The organism is bacterium (assembly GCA_021371935.1).
Classification (GTDB): Bacteria; Armatimonadota; UBA5829; order UBA5829; family UBA5829; genus UBA5829.
Map to the genome: position 1 here is coordinate 45784 of JAJFVF010000021.1, position 22228 is coordinate 68011.

At 50.6% G+C, this 22228-nt stretch carries 18 protein-coding genes and 1 tRNA gene; 1 reads left to right on the forward strand and 18 read right to left on the reverse strand.

Translation table 11 applies throughout. The features are described 5' to 3' along the window. Positions 1–84 precede the first annotated feature (84 nt). The 11 genes from LLG46_14170 to galE all read right to left on the reverse strand — a co-directional run bounded on the left by LLG46_14170 (position 85) and on the right by galE (position 14028). A complete protein-coding gene (locus tag LLG46_14170; protein MCE5324443.1) occupies positions 85–789 on the reverse strand; it encodes an HD-GYP domain-containing protein in 705 nt (234 codons plus the stop codon). After that, complete coding sequence (locus LLG46_14175; GenBank protein ID MCE5324444.1) at positions 782–2356, reverse strand: HD domain-containing protein; 1575 nt, start codon at positions 2354–2356, stop codon at positions 782–784. Before LLG46_14175 ends, LLG46_14170 begins: the two co-directional genes overlap by 8 nt. Before the next feature lie 512 nt (positions 2357–2868). Then, positions 2869–3510 carry a hypothetical protein gene (locus tag LLG46_14180; protein MCE5324445.1) on the reverse strand — a complete coding sequence of 214 codons (642 nt, stop codon included), beginning with the start codon at positions 3508–3510 and terminating at the stop codon, positions 2869–2871. 34 nt (positions 3511–3544) lie between these two features. Beyond that, on the reverse strand, positions 3545–5629 hold the full coding sequence (gene pheT, locus LLG46_14185) for a phenylalanine--tRNA ligase subunit beta (GenBank protein MCE5324446.1): 2085 nt from the start codon (positions 5627–5629) through the stop codon (positions 3545–3547). 189 nt (positions 5630–5818) lie between these two features. Beyond that, positions 5819–6844, reverse strand: coding sequence for a phenylalanine--tRNA ligase subunit alpha (gene pheS, locus LLG46_14190; GenBank protein ID MCE5324447.1), 1026 nt, complete (start codon positions 6842–6844; stop codon positions 5819–5821). A 161-nt stretch (positions 6845–7005) separates the two neighbouring features. Beyond that, entirely contained in the window at positions 7006–7368 is a 363-nt protein-coding gene (gene rplT, locus LLG46_14195; GenBank protein ID MCE5324448.1) for a 50S ribosomal protein L20, read from the reverse strand. 39 nt (positions 7369–7407) lie between these two features. Next, entirely contained in the window at positions 7408–7605 is a 198-nt protein-coding gene (gene rpmI, locus LLG46_14200) for a 50S ribosomal protein L35 (protein MCE5324449.1), read from the reverse strand. A 44-nt stretch (positions 7606–7649) separates the two neighbouring features. Beyond that, a complete protein-coding gene (gene infC / locus LLG46_14205; protein MCE5324450.1) occupies positions 7650–8225 on the reverse strand; it encodes a translation initiation factor IF-3 in 576 nt (191 codons plus the stop codon). A 147-nt stretch (positions 8226–8372) separates the two neighbouring features. Further along, positions 8373–10727: a glycoside hydrolase family 3 C-terminal domain-containing protein gene (locus tag LLG46_14210; GenBank protein MCE5324451.1), complete on the reverse strand. Its 2355-nt coding sequence runs from the start codon at positions 10725–10727 to the stop codon at positions 8373–8375. A 266-nt stretch (positions 10728–10993) separates the two neighbouring features. Continuing rightward, positions 10994–12727, reverse strand: a complete 1734-nt coding sequence (gene thrS / locus LLG46_14215) for a threonine--tRNA ligase (GenBank protein ID MCE5324452.1) — start codon at positions 12725–12727, stop codon at positions 10994–10996. A 314-nt stretch (positions 12728–13041) separates the two neighbouring features. After that, positions 13042–14028 carry a UDP-glucose 4-epimerase GalE gene (galE, locus tag LLG46_14220; protein MCE5324453.1) on the reverse strand — a complete coding sequence of 329 codons (987 nt, stop codon included), beginning with the start codon at positions 14026–14028 and terminating at the stop codon, positions 13042–13044. A gap of 274 nt (positions 14029–14302) precedes the next feature. Between galE and LLG46_14225 the strand changes: the two genes are divergently transcribed. Beyond that, a tRNA-Arg gene (locus LLG46_14225) sits at positions 14303–14378 on the forward strand. Between the two features lie 50 nt (positions 14379–14428). On the opposite strand, the gene LLG46_14230 is transcribed toward LLG46_14225, so the two are convergent. The 7 genes from LLG46_14230 to hisH form a co-directional block, all read right to left on the reverse strand. Next, a complete protein-coding gene (locus tag LLG46_14230) occupies positions 14429–15568 on the reverse strand; it encodes a hypothetical protein (GenBank protein MCE5324454.1) in 1140 nt (379 codons plus the stop codon). 321 nt (positions 15569–15889) lie between these two features. Then, on the reverse strand, positions 15890–16774 hold the full coding sequence (locus LLG46_14235) for a M23 family metallopeptidase (protein ID MCE5324455.1): 885 nt from the start codon (positions 16772–16774) through the stop codon (positions 15890–15892). A gap of 320 nt (positions 16775–17094) precedes the next feature. Next, positions 17095–19041 carry a hypothetical protein gene (locus LLG46_14240; GenBank protein ID MCE5324456.1) on the reverse strand — a complete coding sequence of 649 codons (1947 nt, stop codon included), beginning with the start codon at positions 19039–19041 and terminating at the stop codon, positions 17095–17097. A 303-nt stretch (positions 19042–19344) separates the two neighbouring features. Then, positions 19345–20157, reverse strand: coding sequence for a class I SAM-dependent methyltransferase (locus tag LLG46_14245; GenBank protein MCE5324457.1), 813 nt, complete (start codon positions 20155–20157; stop codon positions 19345–19347). Positions 20158–20392: 235 nt separating this feature from the next. Further along, entirely contained in the window at positions 20393–20731 is a 339-nt protein-coding gene (locus LLG46_14250) for an inorganic pyrophosphatase (protein MCE5324458.1), read from the reverse strand. A 1-nt stretch (position 20732) separates the two neighbouring features. Continuing rightward, positions 20733–21509: an imidazole glycerol phosphate synthase subunit HisF gene (gene hisF, locus LLG46_14255; GenBank protein ID MCE5324459.1), complete on the reverse strand. Its 777-nt coding sequence runs from the start codon at positions 21507–21509 to the stop codon at positions 20733–20735. Continuing rightward, positions 21503–22126: an imidazole glycerol phosphate synthase subunit HisH gene (gene hisH / locus LLG46_14260; protein ID MCE5324460.1), complete on the reverse strand. Its 624-nt coding sequence runs from the start codon at positions 22124–22126 to the stop codon at positions 21503–21505. Before hisH ends, hisF begins: the two co-directional genes overlap by 7 nt. Positions 22127–22228: the final 102 nt, after the last annotated feature.

The window sequence follows — 22228 nt, forward strand, 5'->3', positions numbered from 1 at the left end:
TACTACTCCATCAAAAACAGCTGAGGACGGAGGGTCCAGACCCACTGTCCAACAGTAATACACTACAATTCAGATCATTTCCATCTACAGTGATGAAGCCGGAAGCTTCATGGACGATTCTCGCTCACTCTGCATCTGAACAAACGCTTCGGCCACGTCGGGTGCGTATTTTGTGCCGCTGTGACGCTTGATCTCAGCCAGAGCCTCCTCGCGGGTCATCGGCACCGGGTGATACGGCCTTTCAGAGATCATCGCGTCATAGTCCGATGCTACTGCCAGAATCCTGCTCGGAAGAGGTATGTCTTCACCCCGTAGACCTTCCGGGTAGCCGGAACCGTCCCAATACTCATGGTGATGCAAGATGTATCGCTCCAGGTCTGTTAGAAACGGAACCGCAGCTACCATTTCAGCGCCCATGGCAGGGTGACTCTTGACCATATCCCACTCCTCGGCGGTGAGCGGATCCTTTTTGTTCAAGATCGCCTGCGGTACATTTGCTTTGCCTATGTCCATCAATAAAGCGGCATACTCGATGCGCTCGAGTATCCTGCCGCGCATGCCCAGTCTGCGGGCTATCGCAACAGTCAACTGCGCAACACGCTGGGCATGGCCCACCGTACCTGAATCCCGCGTCTCAACCGCAGCCGCAAGGACCGTGATCGATTTCAAATAAGCGCTCTTCATTTTCCTGGGCAGGAAAATACGCGATACATACAGGCTCAGCACCGATATGCTCAGCGACATGAATACAAATATCAATACACCGGGGGTCAAACTTATATTAGACATTTGTCTTCACCCCGTCCCGGTCGATCATTGTCAAAAATGCCTTCACTACCGTCGGGTCAAACTGACTGCCCGAACCACGCCTGAGTTCGTCAATCGCAGCATCCAGAGTCTTCGGTTCACGATATGTTCTGCGCTTGGGCGCGCCGCAGACCGGGCATATGTCGGGACGCTGACCATCAGCGGGCACATAACCGCACGAGTCACACTTCCATGCCAGAGTCAGCTCGCGATCGTCAGTCATGGCGTCAAACGCATCCACAGTCGCTATTATCATCGCCTCAAGAGGGATTGATGAACCATTTCCATTCGTGACCGGGTAACCGCTGCCGTTATACCACTTGTGGTGATACTTGATCCAGTCCACTATCGAGTCCAGGAACTCCAGATGGCTGATGATCTCGGCGCCCTTGACTGGGTGCTCCTTGATCTGCTGCCACTCGTCATCAGTGAGCTTGCCGGTCTTATCCAGAATCTCCTCGCTTACACCGATTTTGCCGATGTCATGAAGCATGCCTGCTGTGCCGATAAACCGTATGCTCTCAATGGGCAAATTCAGCTCCCGCGCAAGCCTCTCCGATAAGTCGGCTACACGCTTCAGATGTCCTCTGGTGTACGGGTGATAGTGCTGCATGTAGGTCGCTAGGGTCGTGATTGTGCCTACGTATGCCTCACGCTCAGCTACCCACTGATTGAAAAAGTCCCTCAGAGCTATCACCGGTGTGGCAGCTACCAGGAAACCAAGCAGGTGCAGATTGGCATACAGATAGGCTAGAGAGAGAGCCACGACACTCAGGAAAAGCTGGGGCTTGACAAGCGGAACGAACATTTCCACCGCTATTAATTTTGCACTGAGAATTATCTCGCGGAAAGATGCTCTACCGTCAGGTATGTTTACAGCGACCACTATAGGTATTGTTGTAAATACATCTGTAAAAACAGACACAGTTACGAGCGCAATAAAAGGCAATAGAAAATTATTAATAGTTGAAAAATCAGAACCTGTGGCAGTTAAGTTTTGTCCGCCGACATAATAATAAGCCAAACCAGCGGGAGCAACAAACAGTACCAGGCAGCTAATAAACTGAAAATGCATTACAATATCTGCCCAGAATGAATTCTTTGATCGAAGCTGACCAGCCAAATCCTTCATATAGGAAATAAGTGAATGCAAGAACCTGATGAACAAACGAGGTAGGATTTTGCGCTTGCTATTGAGAAAATGTGAGAGGCTCTTTTCGTCAATACGCTCGATCACAATATGGGAAATATGTTTACTCAGGGAAACGGCAAGACCAGTTATAATGGCACATATTACTGCAGGAAATGGCCCAAGCACACATATTGCTGCCCAAAATAATGGGCAGCTTGGCGAAACAATATAACCCTTCTCCTGGTCAACATACACCGCCAAAAATTCTGCCAGAGCGATCGCAATAGAAAACCATGCAACACCTGACCAAGGGTTTCCGATTATTGGTGTCTTGTAATATACAATAACAGTAAGTGCGGCAGCCATTATGAACAATGACGCACATACTGCTATGTAATACCTCATCTGATTGCTCATAGATAGACACCATACGCCAAAAAGAAGGGAATATGAGCTAATTTATGTCGATGAAGCAGATTGTGCCACAGCTCATTACTATTCATGGTTGTACTGTACTGATAGATCGTGATTTTGTAGACAATATGTCTATTAGTAATTATGGCACGAAATACTGATGTATGCAGGATTTACTTGAGCCAACGGCGGGCAGAGTCACAATCGTTTTTTTCAACAGCAATGAACCACACAATTATCCTCTTGGAGGAAGAATGGTCCAGGGTGCTCCAGCAGATGCTGCAAGAGCGGCCAGCCCCAAAAGAACCTTGAACAAGCGACTCATGATTTTCAACCCCTTTCGGTCTTTGCTGGTCTGTATCGCTCAACAGACCGCGATAAAACCGCTTCGCTCGGGTTGAGTTTTCGCTTACTGCCTTCTCGCTATCGCCGTTGGCTCAAAAATTTGAAGAAGCGATATACCTGTTTAGTCTGATGGTTTGACTGTCCTCTACAGTCATCAAACCACAAACCAATTATTCAGCAACACAAAGACGCCGGTTTATCGCATCCAATGTAGCATTCACCACGCCCTTCCAAACATCCTGCTTGATTAGTGCACTTCCTGTCAATAAATCTTCACCACGGTTCGCAATCATACTCACCAGCACAACCGCGGCTCTGCGGCCACCTATCTGTGCTTCGACTGCATCCTCTAAAACGAAACTGCACTCCGCCTGCCCAAAATCCTCGACTGCTCGAAGAGTGGCACTTGCAATGAGCTTCATTTGACCATTCGGCGTTGGTGTGCCGCTGGCGGAACCAGAACATATGATGCCGTCCTTGGTGAGACGGACCGTGGCCTCCGTCCTGCTTCCATTGAGGGATATTGATACGTCGGTGAACTTCAGTCTTGAGTGATCGTAGCGGGGCGATGAACTGCCCGCCACTTGCGCTACAGATACTTTCTTATGGTCTATTGCGATGCCTAAACGTGCCATTACAGCCGACTCGACATCGCGCACAACTTGTTTGGCAGACCTGTCCGAGCCTGTGAGCACATGTATCTCGGCTATCTCCCCCCGTTCATCCTCCACAACGCTGGCCGCAATAACATCCCTGAGTCTGCTTATTATAGACTCGATGTCGGCTGCGCTAACCTGGCGTTCCACTGCCATGTTGCGGACCTCCTTCCTCTAACTGCTATCCCAACTAGCGGAAGCTGGCTCCTAACTCTCCCGTCAGGACTTCCTTGATGCCAGTCAGGACTGAGTTTACTTCGTCGTCCGTCAGAGTCTTTTCTTGAGATCGGAACACAATAGATATTGTTAAACTTCGACGCCCCAACCCAATCTGCTCGCCCTTATAGACATCCAGCAGATCGACGTCCGCAACCAAACCCTTGCCCGATCCTTGGACAAGACGCTCAAGCTTAGTATATTCCACCTTATCATCAACTACAACTGCAAGGTGCCTGTATAGAGCCGGAAATCGTGCCGGCTCCTTGTATTTTATAATCTTGGGAGATGCCGCAATCAGAGCGTTGAAATCCAGCTCAAAGACGTATGGCCTTCCCCTAAGATCAAACGATTCCCTCACATCCGGCGCGACCTCGCCAAGTATTCCGACTTCGTTATCTTCAATGATAATCTTTGCCGCGCGCGTTGCATGCAACATCGGGACCTCAGCCGCTTTATATTCGGCTTTCTCGATCCCCAATCCATCTAACAGATTCTCGACAATGGCCTTACAAGTATAGAAATCCACCTGCAATGCCTCTTCGGGCAAACTCCAGGCGCTTGTCGCCATATTACCTATCATTGCCCCCGCAATCGAGAGCCGCTCGCCATGATCCGCATTCTGCGTCTTGAAGTAGACCTTGCCTACCTCGAACACCGAGACGTCGTTCGTGCCGTATGACTGGTTCCTCGCGATGACCTGCAGCAAATTTGGAAACAGGTCCGTGCGCATAGCATCCAGGTCTTCGGTCAGCGGATTTCTGACCCCTAGACTAATATCTGACTTGCCGGTCATTGCGGTCAGCGAGCTGCTCACCAGTGAATGGGTGAGAGCTTCCTGACACCCGCAGGTCATCAGTATCCGTCTTACTCTGTCTCTGAAAAGCCCCTCGGGGCTATCTTTGCCCTGCAAAGAAGACTTCGGCAGCGTGGCAGCAAAGCTTTCGTAGCCGTATACCCTGCCGACCTCTTCGACTATGTCTATCTCACGAGTTATGTCTACCCTGAAAGTCGGCACCCGGCAGATGAGCAAACCATCCTGCAGTGATGCCTCAATTTCAAGGCTGTTCAGGTAATCGACCATCGAAGACGCATCGATGTCGGTCCCTAGTATATCATTCACACGCTTCGGCCTGGCTGTGATCTCAAGCGGTTCCACCCGAGACGGATATATATCCACCATCCCCTTTGAAACCGTGCCATTCCCCAACTCGCCTATCAACTGCGCAGCCCTCATGGCCGCTATAGGAGCAATTGAAGGATCGACCGAACGCTCGTACCTGTATGACGACTCCGTTACAAGCCCAAGGTGCTTTGAGGTGCGCCTTATACTTGTACTATTAAAGTTAGCCGATTCTATTAAAATATCCTGCGTCTGCTCGCTAATTTCTGAATCAATTCCACCCATGATCCCCGCAAGAGCTACGGCGCGGTCCGAATCGGCTATCACAAGCATGTCCTCTTCGAGCTTTCGCTCCTGGCCGTCGAGCGAGACAATCACCTCACCTGGCTTTGCGCGGCGGACAATTATCTGAGAATCGTGCAGCAGTTTATAGTCGAATGCATGCAGAGGCTGGCCGAGTTCGAGCATTACGTAATTGGTGACATCAACGACATTATTGATCGGGCGCATGCCTGCCGCAATCAGACGGTCTTTGAGCCAACCAGGAGACTCCTTTATCTCGACTCCCCTGACTACTATGCCGACATATCGCCTGCACAGGTCCGGGTCGTCAATGCGAATCTTGATATACTCCGAAGTCGGCGGCTCGCTGCCCTTGACGTCTGTCGCAGGCATTTTCGCGTTCGCGCCGACAAGAGGCGCGCACTCCCTGGCTACACCAAGCACTGAGAGCCAGTCGCCCCTGTTCGGAGTGACCTTGACGTCCCAGACAACGTCATCAGATGTGCCGCTGCCGCCCGCCTTGGCGATGGCCTCTTTGCTCAGAGGGATCGTCTCCTCCACTTCGAGACCAGCCATAGTGAGCTTCGTGGCAAGCTCGTCGAGCGCGTAGTTTATGTTTATATATTCTCTAAGCCAATTAGTTGATAGTTTCATTTTTTTAACCTATAACGCTAAAAGCAGATTCCTCGTCGTTCCTCCTCGGAATGACAGAGGGCGAACACATCGCGCATATTATTCAAAGATATGTTTAGCGATCAGAAATCGCCGGATTCTTTTTCGGTCGCGATCAGATATCGCACCCGAACATGTCAATACTCAATATAAAATACTCAATACTGAATTTCAGAACTGTCTCAAGAATCTGAGGTCGTTTTCCATAAACAATCTCAAGTCGCCTATGCCATGCATAAGCATCGGCATTCGCTCGATTCCAAACCCGAATGCAAAGCCCGTATATTCCTCGGAGTCGATGCCTGCACCTTCAAGGATATTGGGATGGATCATGCCAGCTCCCGCCAGCTCAAGCCACCCGCTGCCCTTGCATACGTTACAGCCCGACCCGCCGCATATGGTGCAAGTGACAGCAACCTCAGCGCCCGGCTCGACGAATGGGAAGAAGTCCGGCCTGAACCTGACATTTACGTTCGCGCCGAACATCTGGGTCGCGAACTGCTGCAGAGTGCCCTTGAGATCGGCCATCGTGATGCCATGGTCGATGGTGAAACAGTCGACCTGATGGAATGTGTGGCCATGAGTGGCATCTACCGCATCTACGCGATAGCACTTGCCGATCGTGCACACCCGCATCGGAGGCTTTCGGCCCTTCATGACCCGATGCTGATACGCGGTGGTGTGGGTGCGCAGAAGCACTTCATCATTCACATAAAATGACATCTGCTCGTCCATTGCCGGGTGCTCAGGCGGGTAGTTTAGCGCCTGGAAGTTATACGCATACTCCTCCACTTCGGGAGAGTCGAACATCTCATAGCCCAGACCGATGAATATGTTCTTGATCTTGTTCATCGTCTCGATCAATATATGTGGCCGGCCTGTCTGATAGAAGCGGCCCGGAAGTGTGACATCCACTGCTTCAGCCGCAAGAGCAGCCTTTGACTCCACTGTCGAAAGAGCCTGCTTCCTGCTCTCAATGGCAGAAGCAAGCTCGTTCTTTATATCGTTGACGGCCTGGCCGAAGTCTTTGCGCGCGTCGGGTGCAAGTGAACCTATTTTTCTGAGCTGGAGAGTCAGCTCACCCTTGCGGCCAAGATAGTCGGTCTCCAATGCGTCAAGCTCGCCGCTTGAAGATGCCGCGCGTATCTTGTCCAATGCCGTGTTACGTATGCCTGTCAATTCGTCTTTTTCACTCATTTTGTAACCGCCTTGCCGTAATAAGCAACCAGCGCCCAATTGCAGAAGCTCAGTAGATCCCGATCGACGTTATCAATCCGGACCTTCCGACCTCGAGCTATTGGACGCTGGGCGATAATCTAAATTTATTATTGATTATTTGATATTGAGTAATTTATTTATTAAGCGCTCGCCAACTGGGTCTTGGCCCTCTCGACAAGAGAAGCAAAACCCTGTGCGTCTACAACCGCCATCTCTGCAAGAACCTTGCGATCCAGATTTATTTCGGCCTTGTTCAAGGCCTCGATAAACCTGCCGTAAGGCATCCCGTTCATGCGGCATGCGGCGCTGATGCGCGTGATCCACAACCTGCGGAAATCGCGCTTCTTGGCTCTTCTATCGCGGAATGCATAGTTGCCCGACTTCATGACCTGCTCTTTGGCGGTCTTGAACAGTCGGCTCTTTGCACCCCAATATCCGCTTGCTTGCTTTAGTATCTTAGCATGACGCTTATGCGTCATAGTGCCGCGTTTCACCCGTGGCATATCTTAAATCCCCTTACTTAGAATTAATTATTTGGTAAGTTATAGACCAGGGATGAGACGTCTGATTACGCGCTTCTCACCTGTGGTCACTTCACTCTTCATAGAAAGGCGCCGCTTGGCACTCGAAGACTTTTTCATCTTCAAGTGGTTCATACCGGTGTTGCCTCGGCGAATCTTACCATTTGCGGTCACTTCAAACCGCTTCGCCGCCGTTTTTCTTGTCTTGATCTTAGGCACGTGTATACCTCGTTATCTTACCCCATGCGGAGTCTATACTTTCACTATTTTATCGGCGTCTCGACAATCGGAGCAAGAACCATCGTCATAGTCCTGCCCTCCATCAGGGCCGGCCTCTCGACAGTACCTGCGCCCTCTTCCTTGACGATCTCGGCCATACGGTTCAGAGAATCCCGCGCGAACTCGGGATGAGTAAACTCCCGACTGCGGAAGATTACCGTGATCTTCACCTTGTGCCCGGCCTTGAGAAACTTAATGGCATTTCTGAGCTTGAACATAAAGTCATGCTCGTCCGTACCCGGTCGCATGCGAATGCCCTTGAGCTCAGTCATCTTCTGTTTCTTCTGGGCGTCCCGCTCGCGCTTGCCCTGCTCATATCGAAACTTGCCGTAGTCCATTACCCGACATACGGGCGGAGCCGCATTACCGGCAACCTCGATGAGATCCAGGCCGCGCTCTCTGGCATAAGCCAGAGCCTCGCGAAAACCTATTACACCGACCTGAGCGCCGTTCTCGTCGATGAGCCTTACTTCCCGCGCACGAATGCGTTCATTTACCCTGAGGTCCTTTTGTATAACTACATCACCCCGTAAGAGTCTCTGCCGGTCGAGCGCATGCATTCCCCTCTTCCGACAGGCCGACCTTAAGTATAGCGAAAATACCCGGTCGTTGTCAAGTAATAATTTACACTTATATCAGGGCGATGCATTTGCTGCTTGTATTGGCAGTAAAACCGTCTTGAATGGCAAATGCTTAGCCCCTATAATTTACCAAACAAACGAGCCTTCCAGCGGCAAATTCCTGGATGACGAACCGACATACACATTGAAGTTGCCAGGTTCGACAACCCATGACTTGCTACCGACGTCGTAATATGCAAGGTCGTCTTTGCTGAGCGTAAAGCTCGCTGTCTTCGTTTCGCCAGGCTCGAGCACAAGCTTATTAAAACCCTTGAGTTCGCGTATCGGACGGGGAACACTGCACTCTACATCGCCTACATAGAGTTGAGCAACTTCAGCCCCTGTTAGGCTGCCTGTATTTTTGACGGAGCACGTGATCTCGATTGTCCTTGAATAGCCGCTGCCCTTTTCGGCAATCTTCAGATCGCCAAACTCAAATGTCGTATAGGAAAGGCCATGACCAAAGCAGAACTGCGGCTCCACTTCGTTCTTATCATATCCCCTGTAGCCGACAAATATTCCCTCGGTGTATGGAGTCTTGCCGTCGTCATTAACGTTGTAATATGGAGCAGTCGGGTTGTCCTGCTCGCGCTTTTCATAGGTGGCGGGAAGTTTGCCGGACGGATTCACATCGCCGAATATGACCTCCGCGACTACCCTGCCGACCTCCTGGCCGGGATACCACGCCTCGATGACCGCCGGGACATGCTCCAGCCAGCCAGCCCATGCCACACCGCCGCCCGTGTTGAGAACGACTATTACTTTTGGATGTGACTTGGACAATACGCAAATCTCATCAATTTGCTCTTGTGGAAGCTCGAAGGGTCTGTCGTATCCCTCGCCCTCGGTTTCCCGGCTGAAACCTGCGCAATAAACTATTGCATCTACGTCCTTGAGACTGTCGGCCAAACCTGTCACATCCAGCGCACGCTTCCAACCAAACGAGACTTGAGCGCCTCCCTCGGCCTGGAAATACTCGACGCGAATATCGTAATCGCGCTCCTCCAGATCAAGCGAAGCCTGCGACGAACGAGGTTCGTGCGTTTTCCAATCGTCGATTATGAGTTTGTCATCGACATACACCCGCACTCCATCGTCCGACTTCGTATTGAACGTGTATTTGGCCGCAAGCGGAGGCCGTATTTTGCCTGTCCATCGCACTGAATAGTTGTACAGCCCACTCGTGCCCTCGGGAGGATTTTGACACCAATCGAAACTGATGTCGCTTGCCTGGGTGACTTTTGTCGGAGTTCCATCCAGATCTCGATTGTCGAACACTTCCATCTTGAACGGACATGCAAAGCCGAGATATTGAGGACGGGGCACATCGACGGAATTGCCGACGATGCCTCGAATGCCGTCGAGGATGCTGGTAGAGTGGAATGTATCGGTGAATGCGCTGCCGCCCGCACAATAGACTGCAGGATGCGCATTCGGACCCACCACGGCCACCGACTTGACTTTGTTTCGATCAAGCGGCAGAACATCATCCTCGTTCTTGAGCAATACAATGGACTCGCGCGCGACTTCAAGAGCTGCTTTTGCACAATCGGGATTGTCCTTGGCAATGGACTCGTCGAGTTGTGGTCGATCAAAGAAACCGGCGGCGATAAATATACGCAGCATCCTGCGCACCTTCTCATCTATTGTCGATTCCTTGACCCTGCCGTCCTGGATCGCAGGCATTAGGTTCTCTTTGTTCATGAACTTGCCGACGGGCATCTCCAGGTCCAGACCATGGTTGGCCGGGTTTACGGCGTCATATACTGATTCCCAGTCCGACATAACGAAGCCGTCGAAGCCCCACTCGTCTCTCAAAACCTTGTTGAGCAGCCAGTCGTCTTCGGAGCAGTGGGTGCCGTTGAGCAGGTTATACGAGTTCATAAGGCACCTAGATTTGGCCTTCTGGATCGCTGCTTTGAATGCGGGCATATATATCTCGCGAAGGGTGCGCTCATCGACTTCTGAGCTGATGTTGTGGCGGTCCCACTCCTGGTTGTTGCAGACGAAGTGCTTGATCGTCGCCAGTACTTCCTGCGACTGGATGCCCTCGATAAGCGGCACGACCATCGTGGAGGACAGATATGGGTCTTCGCCCATATACTCGAAATTTCTGCCGCATTTGGGCGAACGGTATATATTTACGCCGGGGGCAAGCAGGATGTGTACGCCGCGAGAACGGCAGTCTTTGCCCAAACATTCGCCTATTCTGCGGGCGAAGCTCGTGTTCCACGTGGCCGCAAGAGCAATGCCTGCCGGATATGCGGTGGTCTTGCCATAGCATCGGCAGCCCATAGGGCCATCGGACATAATAATCTCGGGAATGCCGAGCCTTTCAACGGCTCTTACAGAGAAGCCCGTCCCACCAATATAGTCTATCTTTTCATCGAGTGTCATCTGAGCAAGCAGCTCATCTGCGCGCTTTTCAGAACTTTTGGCCATTAAATATCCCCTATTACAACAGTGAATCAGGGACTAAAGTCCCACATATGCTACGTCGGGGATTCAAATCCCCGATGATCAGCAAAGATAATTAACACAAAACAGTAAAGTCATTGTCCAGTTTACATGGAATTCGGCTCGGCGGGAGCCTCGCCCTCCCACTTATTTTTTACAATGCCTATCTGCGTATGGTTGCGCCCTCACCCTTGCCCTCTCCCCCGGGAGAGGGAACAGCAAATAATCAATACAAAATATCAATTACTAAATCAGGACAGTTCCTGCTTCAGTTGGATTATCAGGTCACTGACGGAAACTGCACCCTTATCGCCCTCAGCGCGTGATCTGACGGAGACTGCGTCCGCTTCGGCTTCACGGTCGCCGACTACCAGCATATACGGTATCTTTTGCATCTGAGCCTCACGGATCTTGTAGCCGGTCTTCTCATTGCGGTCATCGACCTGCACACGAAGACCCTCGGCCTTGAGCTTTGACGCAACCTTTTCGGCATATTCGACGTGTCTGTCGGCAATAGGAATCACCACTGTCTGGACAGGCGCCAGCCAGAGCGGGAATGCACCCGCATAGTGCTCGATAAGGACGCCCATGAAGCGCTCCAGTGAGCCGAAGAGCGCTCGGTGGATCATAATCGGCCTGTGCTGCTGGTTGTCCTGGCCGACATAGGTGATGTCGAACCGCTCTGGTTCGTTAAAGTCGACCTGGATTGTGCTGCACTGCCACACGCGGCCAATTGCATCTTTGATCTTGACGTCGATCTTGGGACCGTAGAACGCTCCGCCGCCCTCGTCGATCTTATACTCGAGACCGGAACTGTCCAGAGCCGCTTTGAGCGAATCCATTGCCTGTTCCCAGACATCGTCCTCGCCGACGGATTTCTCCGGTCTGGTGGACAGATATATCTCGAACTGCTCGAAGCCGAAACGCTTCAGGATCATCAAAACAAAGTCCAATACACGCTTTGTCTCGGAGTCGAGCTGGTCGCGTGTACAGATGATGTGCGCATCGTCCTGTGTAAAGCCTCGCACGCGCATAAGGCCATGCAATACCCCGGAGCGCTCATAGCGATATACCGTGCCTAGTTCGGCCCAGCGGATCGGCAGCTCACGATAGCTGCGCACGGTCGACTTATAGATCAGCAGATGGAACGGGCAGTTCATCGGTTTGATAAGATACGGCTGTCCCTCGACCTCCATCGGCTGGAACATGTTCTCGGTGAAGAAATCCAGGTGGCCGCTGGTCTTCCAGAGGTCCTGACGGGCGATATGCGGTGTGTAGACCAGTTCATAGCCGTTGGCATAGTGCTCGTTGCGCCAGTAGTCCTCTATGATCTTGCGAACGAGCGCGCCCTTGGGATGCCAGAACACAAGTCCTGGACCGGCCTCTTCCTGAATCGAAAACAAATCTAACTCTCGACCCAGCTTCCTGTGATCGCGCTTCTCGGCCTCTTCGAGCTTGAGCAGGTATTCGTCGAGGTCTTTCTGAGTGACAAAGGCCGTACCGTAAATCCTCTGGAGCATAGGGTTGCGCTCGTCACCGCGCCAATACGCTCCAGCCGCATGCAAAAGCTTATATGCCTTGACCTCGCCGGTATTGGCAATGTGCGGACCACGGCACAAATCCACGAAGCCGTTTTCCTCGTAGATGCTGATGGTCTCGCCATCGGGCAGTTCTTTGATAAGCTCGGTCTTATATGGCTCGTTTTTGAATATCTCCAGAGCCTCGTCGCGGCTTATCTCCTTTCGGACAAACTCGCTCTTGCCTGCGATTATCTTTGCCATCTCCTCGGAAATGCGCTCCAAATCTTCAGGAGTGAACGCGCGGCTGACCCCGAAATCGTAATAGAAACCGTCCTCAATCGACGGACCTATCGCGATCTTGGCATCCGGAAATAGATTTTTGACCGCATGCGCCATTACGTGCGATGTGCTGTGTCTGAGCGTTGATAGTTCCTCTACCGTCATCTTCTTGTCCATTCCCCTCATATACGAATTGAGGGATACTATATATGATTTTTCGGCATCCCCAGTTCAAATTGCTAAAAATCTGCTTTTTGTAATGTCGGGTTCAAAGCAGATTCCTCACATTCGTTCGGAATGACTGCCATTGAAACGCTTGAATAATCAATACAAAATATCAATTACTAGATCAGCTGCGCCCTCACCCTAACCCTTTCCCCCAGGAGAGGGAACAAGGCCGGCATTCGCTCGGAATGACAGATTTGAACACTTATCTGCAATACATGCAGTTTTGCAATCTTCTCCAAAATACTCAATATAACATCTAAATTACTAAATCGCTAACTGCCGTAACCGTTCGGATGGCTGCTGTGCCAGTTCCAGGCGGTCTCAATTATTGTCTTGAGATCGGGATACTTCGGTGACCAGCCCAATTCGGCCATGATCTTCTTTGAACTCGCCACAAGGACCGCAGGGTCTCCCGGACGCCGCGGAGCATCGACTACTTTTATCTTTTTCCCGGTCACCTGCTCGGCTGTAGCAATTACTTCACGGTTTGAATAGCCGCTGCCGTTGCCCAGATTATATACGGTAGTCTGCTTGCCGTTACGCAATGCATCGAGCCCAAGAACATGCGCCTGGGCGAGATCGGTGACATGGACGTAATCGCGAATGCATGTGCCATCGGGGGTCGGCCAGTCCGTGCCGAACATATTGAACTGCTCTCTCTTACCTGACGCCACCTCAAGCACCAGCGGAATTATATGATGTTCGGGCTTGTGGTCCTCGCCTATCAGGCCGGATGGGTCTGCGCCTGAAGCATTGAAATATCGAAATGAGATCGACCGCAGGCCATATGCATGCTCATACTCCTTCAATATCTCTTCGAGCATAAGCTTTGAACGACCGTAGGGGTTGGTAGGGTCTTTGGGATGGTCCTCGGGAATAGGAATCTCCTTGGGTTCGCCGAATGTGGCTGCGCTGGATGAAAAGATCATCATCTTTATATCAAACTCAAGCATCATATCGAGCATGGCAAGGCTCTTGGAGACGTTGGTGACATAATACTTCTTCGGGTCGGCAACGGACTCACCTACGTCCGCAAACGCGGCAAAGTGCATCACCGCTTCGATCTTATGACTCGAAAAAATCTGCCGGAGCAAATCCTTATCGCCAATATCACCGATTATTATCTCGCTGCCGGATGCGGCCTCTTTGTGGCCGAACACAAGGTCATCGAGGCTGACAACGCTCTCACCGCGCTCCATCAGCATCTTTACGGCGTGGCTGCCTACATAGCCCAGCCCGCCTGTCACCAGAATAGACATTCACATCTCCCGAGTACACAACGTAAACTGGTAGAGTGGGCACTCTACCAGTTCATGTTAACTGTGGTCATTATAGCACTTAGGATAAATGGATATCAAGAAAACGCATCTACAACAATAGAGTTCAGTTATCAGATAGTTTTCGGCTCGGCGGGGGACTCGCCCTCCCAAGGCATTCATGCTATAGGCAATCAAAAACAATATACGATCGACTATCAGACAATACACGTTTCTTGACAGCCCTCACTCAGGTGATATAATCATAGGGTCAAAGGCACCCGTAGCTCAGTGGATAGAGCGTCTGCCTCCGGAGCAGAAGGCCGCGCGTTCGAATCGCGCCGGGTGCGCCATACACGCAAAAAAGCCCGCTGAAAGGTTTCAGCGGGCTTTTATAACTTATTTACACCGCCGAGGCAGTGGCTGTTGAAGTGTTTGACCTTGAGCCGGATGTCCTCAGGTAGTCGACCAGTTCACTGCGATCAAAACGCGCACCAAGAACATATGCGTCCGCACCTCCATAGAGCAATACGACCTCATCACCATACTCAAAACTGCCCGAGGAAAAGACACAGTTCAGGTTCTTCTCATGAGGCCAGGGTGAATGCATCTCATACGGCGTCTGAGGCTCAACTATACTGCTGCATCGGCATTCGACTATGCTGGATGGATTGTCCGCATCAATGTCACTGAAGTTCAAGATGGCATAGCCGGAATAATAGTCTCTCTCACCGGTTGCGAGATAATTGCCTGTGTGGAAATCTGTCAGGTAGCGATTATCACCCAATGGAATAGGCGCGGAACCTGCACCCATCCATGACTTGCAATAGCGCGGGTCTGATTCGGCCTTCATCACATTTCCAAGGTCCTTCCACTCGCCGGTCGGGCAGTCGCTGACGGCTAGGGAGACACCGTAATCGTTCTGGGAGCCGATCATCGGCCTGTGAAACATCATATACTTGCCGTCCACCATATCCGGCAGCAGCACACCGTCCTTGTTGGGATAGCTGTTCACATCGCCATTTATCGGACCCAATTTCGTCCAGCGAAGCAGATCGGTGGAGACAGCCATGCAAATGTGTATGTTGTGCTCTATCGGCAGATTGGGATTGTAGCCGCAGTAGAGCATATAGAAAGTATCGCCGATACGGGTTATGCGCTGGTCCTCGACACCGTTATAATCACAGCCCATCGGATCGTCTGTGGGAACGACGACTGGATATGCAAACCTCTTAATGAGCTGCATGGTCGGTGTGAAAACCGCCAATCCCACGGATGATCTGAGGAGCGGACGTCCTGGAATTTCCTTTGGTATGCCGCGATAAAACACTGCAATCACACCGTCCTGAAGGCCGCCGCCATCCAGGGCATGCTGACCCAGCAGACCCCTTATCAGGTCGTCGTTGACGGGTGAACGCTGCAGACGTACTGCAGTCGGGTTGAGGGTGAATCCGTTATCCCAGCCATTGGGATCGGCGGAAATTAGCGGAAGTCCGTGATTTATGCGCTCAACATTGAGCCTTGTTCTCAAGCTTTGTGTCACGTTTACCCTCCTTGTCAATGGGCGATACTCAGCCCATTGGTCCTGATATTTAATTGACTGCCTGATTGCTCAGGTCGGTTACCCGGATTATGCGCTTCCCGCAAAATCCGGGTTAGTATGTCAATATTCTGCAAATGCCATACCAGAGGGGCTTTGATGAGGTGGAAACAGGTATTTGGAGGTGAAAACAGGCGTTATTAACAGGTTTTTGGGCTAGTAATCGGGCTAGTTCCAGGTATAGTTACCGGGGGCTGGTGGTTTGAGAATTTGAGGGTTCTAGTGGAGAAAAATGCCGGGGCAGGAATGCCCCTTACAAGATCCTCAGAACATGGACAGGTATTCTTCAAACCACTGAAATAAATATGGCAACGGATTAATGTAGAAAGCAAATGTGGCGTGGCTGGCATCGAACCATGGCGGCTGAACTAACTTAGTGATCGCTTCTCGAGATTCACCCCAGACCATCTCGAAATGCAGATGCGGCGTGGTGTTGGTATTTTCAAATCCGCTTTGCCCGGAAAGACCTATTTGATATCCGGTGGGTATTGTATTACCCTCCCTGATTTCTTCGCCGATGACACTCATATGACAATAGAGATAACCAAGCCCATCTTCTCCGATTATCGAAACTACGATACCCTCGCTGCCAATCTCATCCGGCTCCTTGTAACCTCCGACATATACAATCTCGCCTCCAATGACGGCTTGCACATTGCCCACACCTATCGGGCAATCAATATCGATTCCATAATGAGTGGGATTCAGCCCAAGTGTGCCGGAGTATTTACTAAGCCAATTATGCGTATAGCCCCATGACCATGCATCACTGACCATTGGAAAAACATACTTCTTGGCAGGAGTCAACGATCTCATATTATCACTGAGCATTAGGCGTCCATCATGCTCTAACCGCCAGTAGTCCTGCTCCCAACGTTTTCTACTTGCCTCAGAGTTGTAGACCGCATTCAGCTCGGCTGCGATGCGCACGCCACCGATGACTCGCCACCATCCCAATGGAATATCCATTATCTCCGTTCCTATCGCGACTTTTAGCCAGCCAAGTTCAGCTCTGCCGGGTTTACCCACAGGACCTTGGTAGCCGATATCAAGAAGCTGAACCGGCATGGCATTGCCGCGAGCGAATGATTCACCAATGTTGAGGTCGACATAGACTGGGCCATTCTCAAATGTGTTGTAAATTTTCATATAAGTCCTCAATACAATTAAGATCAATGCACCTATCGTTCATTGCTATTGCTTTATTAAACAAGAACACATTCTATATAGCATTTGCAGCACTTATAGCTAAAGGACAGGATATCGATATGCCGACACAAGCTGACGTGCATTTATCCGTGGGGGTGTTACGGGTGAATGGCGGACAGGGACAAGCAAGATGCATCTCACAAGACAAATGCCGGGGCAGGAATGTCTCTTACAAACTTCGTCCGAGGCAAGAATACATCGGACGATCTTTTCATTTTCTATTTTCTATTTTCTATTGCCTATTTTCTATTGCCTGTCTTCTATTGTCTGTTTCCTGCCGATGTGGCTTTGACTACTTCGGCCTCATGTTCAGCAGACCAGACAGGAAAAGCGAGAAGAGTACCGTATATCGGTATGCTTCGCTCTTCGCCATTCAACTTATAAGTTATCACCATATCATAGCGGGAGAGATTGAGCCCTTTAGGAATTTCGACTGATGTACCCACTCCATTAACTTCTGCATATCTTTCCTTTGCCGGCTTCTTCTGAATACGCATTACCATGGTCGAAATTATCGCCGGATCACTCAGAGCCAGATTGTTCTGCTTGACGCCATCTCTGTAAGCTTCAATGTCCATTCCGGGAGAAGCGAAGTATGCAGGCTCGAGAGATGGAAGTTGTCGCATCTTCTCAGCCCGGAAGAAGTCGGCTATCCAGGTCGAATCGAACTTGCCGAGCGGGAGACCATCATTTGACTTGGCAAGTTGCTTGTCTTCCAGTGTGAGCGCGTCATAAAGTCTCCACGCAGGATCCAATTTCCACTGATACAAATCCTTGAAATCATCCGTGTAGACCACCCATTCCTTGGCTGATGGCTCCGGAATATTCGACATATGAATTACATCTTCCAATGTGAGGCCTTCGCCGTTGAGTTTTGTCATGAGCCCATTCAGGTATTCCTCAGGCAGCAGGTTGGCATGGTGTTCCCGCCAGTTTTGCCGCCTATTCTGCCAGCCTATGATCAGACTGTCATCTTCATTAACAAACCAAGTGCTGCCACCAAACATATTTAGTATGTCTGAGACTGATTTTTTTGTATGGTCTCTGAGGTTGCTGTTGAGCCACTGATATTTTTGGGCTTTTTGGCTTGTGAAATCCTCGGTCACGATGTTACACTGACCGGTTTGCGCAATGGCTTGGATTGCTTTCGCAAACGTTAAGTCTGTCGCACTCAACGATTCTTCAAGGGTAATTTTGGTCATAAGGAATGAGTCGTTTGTTGTGTCATCGGGCATACGGCCTGATAATGGAGTCATTTCAGGGTTGGCAATTTCGTCATCCAAGCTCGGTGTTGGCGCTGCTTTTGGACGCGGCGGCAAGCCTGTGACCTTGTCCTGCAGTGCTCCAGCATCGTGAAGATTGCCTCCAATGGAAAAGCCGATATAAGTACCATCGTCAGTTTTAATTGGGCCTGGGCTAAACAGCATTTCTATTCCGGCTTCAACACCGTTATCCACCAGTTTGATGCCAAGAGGCGCGTTTTCTACATTCTCAAATTGAGGACAAGACGTATGCGAAGGATTGTATGCTTGCTCGCAAATATGACGGTAATACTCCTCCAGGTACGCGCTGTTTGCCGGGTCGGTGCCTCGGAACGTAAGCGTATCACCGTCGAGCAGTTTATCCTTGGAATCTGAGCCGAGGCCAGCGATCATTCGAGCTATCAACCATGTATCTCTGAGTGAAGAGTCGTCAGGAGGATTATCGTTGGATTTGCCATAGGCTGTCAGAGCATCCCACTGCCAAGCAGCATCTTCTAAAGAATAATCGTGCTGTTTCTGTACATATACGTCAAGCTGTTCCTGATCCGTCGACCTGCGATAGATACGGTAGCTCTTTTCAGGATTATCGCCTATTTTCTCGGATGTGAACCTCGTGTGTGTTGCGTCTGCAATTGCTCTCAGGAGCTTACCAAGCGGCAAGTCTTTTACGCAGACCACGACCGGTATGTCGCGCACCTTCCAGTCATTCTTGTTCTGACCACAGAGTATGTTCACACCGGTCATGCGGCTAAGGTCATCCGTGACATAATTAAGGCGCTTGTAGCCGCTGTCATAGGTGATTTTTTGCGACAGGCGTAGGTCTTCTTTCGGCCCGGACTTTGCTACTGTGTTCGGATCGACTTTGACCACGCCAACAGCTTCAGCCTGCGCATACATCGAGACTAAAACTACCAAACATAGAATTGCCGATTGCATGAACCGCATATGTATATTCCTCGCTGTTGTTCAGGGATTAGAGGTAAGAAGATAAGAGGCCAGAGGTCAAGCTTAATAGTTGCTAGACGCAGTAACTCGTCATTTATTAGCGATATCACAGTTAAATTTTGCGTATATACAAAAAAATATCTGTTGATAATCAAAAGTTTCTTCGGGATTTCCGGAGCGATTCCACACATGATTTCATAAGCGACTAGCTATTATTCGCTCCTCAAATCCCGAAAGACCGAAATTTACACGAATTTTGGGAACAGGTTCCGAAACAGCAGAAAGTAATCTCAGACATACTCTTTACAACATGGGCGCTTTGGGATATTCCTCTATCTTAATCTTGTATGCTCTGGTAGCAATGAACGTTGGCATGTATCTATCTAGTAATTCATCGTCTTCCGGAGGGTAGCGATCCTCGTAGAAGCCAGTGATTGTGAATCCGGCATCTATCTGGCCGCCAATCTGATCCTCAAGAGTGTGCCCAAACTCAAGGGGGATGCCTCTATCCTTTCGACTGGCTATTTCCGCATCAGATAGCAGATCAGCATCTGAGTAGGGCAGGGAATGCGCAACTACCAGGCTTCCTTGTTCGTAAGCTTTCGGATCAAAAATGTAGATAACCGCATTGTCGATCCCAGAGAGCAGACATCCTCCCTGCTTGAGCACACGGAATGCCTCTTTCCATACCGGCCTCACGTCAGGTACGAAGACATTGGATACCGGATGCACTATCAGATCGAACGTCTGGTCGGTAAAGGATGACAAATCACGCATATCACCTTCCACCAGCCGAAGGTCCAGCCCGTCCCTCTCGGCCACGAGTCTATCCTGCGCAAGTTGGGCCGGCGAATTATCGAATACAGTGACATCTGCTCCGACGGCTGATAGGATCGGTCCCTGTTGACCACCCCCTGCGGCCAGACAGAGCACAGACGCTCCTTTCAGTTCTCCGAACCAATTCTTAGGCACAGGCTTCGTCGGGGTAAGGATGATATCCCATCGTCCATTTCTGGCGTCAGCCACCTGCTCTGCAGAAACCGGCCTGGCCCAACGGTCGCCCTGCTCCACAAGTCTATCCCAGGCATATCGGTTGTGTCCTATTACATCGACCATTTTTTTATTTATTCTCCTCGGTATGTGGTAACCAACCCACCAAACACACAACTACAAAACATAGAATTGCCGATTTCAAGAACCGCATTTGTACACTCCTCGCTGCCGTTTAGAGGTTGGAGACCTCGCTTACTAATTGTTAGACGCAACTCGCTCAACTTTATTTTGTGAGATTCCAGCAAAACTTGAGGACATACTAAAAAACTGATCTGTGTGCGATCAAAAGGTCTGCTCTTTATTGAGGCCGATTTACAAGAATTCCATGCATGCCGGCGCAGTTGTGGGTGGCTAAAATTTGTTCGATGTCTTCAGCGCTGCATCCGATCAGCAACTTGACTTCCATATCAAGCTTATTGTGATCGTATGTGCACTCGATGGCTGTCAAAGACCTCTCCTGCCGACTCCCGATCCAGACATCAATTCCGTCACCATCACCTGAAGTCGTGCCTTCAAGGTAACCGTAATCAAGGGGATAGATGAGTTTGGGATACCTTGGATGCGCGCTGCCTTTCGGTCGGTCGATTATGATTTTGCCTTCAGCAACCAATCGGTCCAGTGCTTCCCAGTAACCCATATCACCATTTCTCCCGTGTCGGAATTCCTGCTTTGACCAGTTTGTCCTTGATCTGCCTGATGGTGTATTCACCTGTATGGATCATGCTGGCGATAATCGCTGCGTCGGCTGCGCCTTTATTGAAGACATCTATCAGATGCTGGGGTGTGCCTGCGCCGCCGGAAGCAACTACCGGAATGTGGACGTTTGTAGAAATCTTGCGGGTGAGGTTAAGCTCGAAGCCGTCACGTGTGCCGTCTGCATCTACCGAGTTGACCACTATCTCCCCTACCCCCAACTCCTCGGCGCGCTTTGCCCATTCGAGAGCGTCCATGCCGGTCCTCTCGCGGAAGCCTCGAATCGTGATCTCATATCCGCTGGGGAACCTGGGGTCATCAGACTTAACCGGATCCATACCCAGCACTATGCACTGTGAGCCGAATATCTTTGCACCCTCGGCAATAATATCCGGGTTCTTGACCGCAAGCGAGTTCACAGACACCTTTTCTGCGCCCGCAAGGAGCACACGATACATATCATCCAACGTCTCTATTCCCCCGCCGACCGCAAACGGTATATGCACTACCCGCGCGACATCGCGGACCATATCGATATCAATCGGCCTGCGCTCGGCTGAGGCTGTGATATCGTAAAATACGAGTTCGTCACAACCGCCGTCGGAGTAAGCGACGGCCATCTCGACCGGGTCGCCCAGTTCGACATTATTCTTGAACTTCACGCCCTTGGTGACCTTTTTATTGCGCACATCCAGGCATGGAATTATTCGCTTGCTTAACATTTGCCGTCCCACTTACTGAAGTTTTCTAAGAGTCTCAAACCTATTCGGCCCGAGCGCTCCGGGTGAAACTGAGTCGCGACGAGATTGTCTTTGCCCACTGCCGATGCAAACCGCACGCCAGCATATTCCGTCTCGCCCACTATATACGTTTCGTCCGATGAGTCGGGATAATAGCTGTGGACGAAGTAGAACTCGCTGCGGTCCTCTATGCCGTCAAAGACCGGATGCCGACGCTTGAACTCGACTGTGTTCCAGCCCATCTGCGGAATCTTACACGAGCGGTTAGTCGTAATAAAGCGCTTGACTCGACCCGGCACCAGGCCGATGCAATCTACTCCGCCATCTTCCTCGGAATGCTCGAAGATGACCTGCGTGCCAAGGCATATTCCCAAAAACGGCTTACCGCTTTTCACCGCATCTTTGAGCGGGTCGAGCAGATCCAGCTTTAGTATATTGCGCATGGCTTCGGCTGCGGCCCCTACGCCGGGAAATATTACCCGGTCGGCAATTTTAATGCGCTCGGGGTCATTTGTTACCTCGCACGCGGCTCCGATATGCTCCAGGGCAAGCCGCACACTTGTCAGATTTCCTGCTTTGTAATCTACTATTGCTATCAAGTATAAACCTCGTTGTCGGTTGACGGTCGTCGGTCAAAATCAAAAGCAGATTCCTCGACTTCGCTCGGAATGACAGTAAACGAAATGCTGTTAAAATAATCA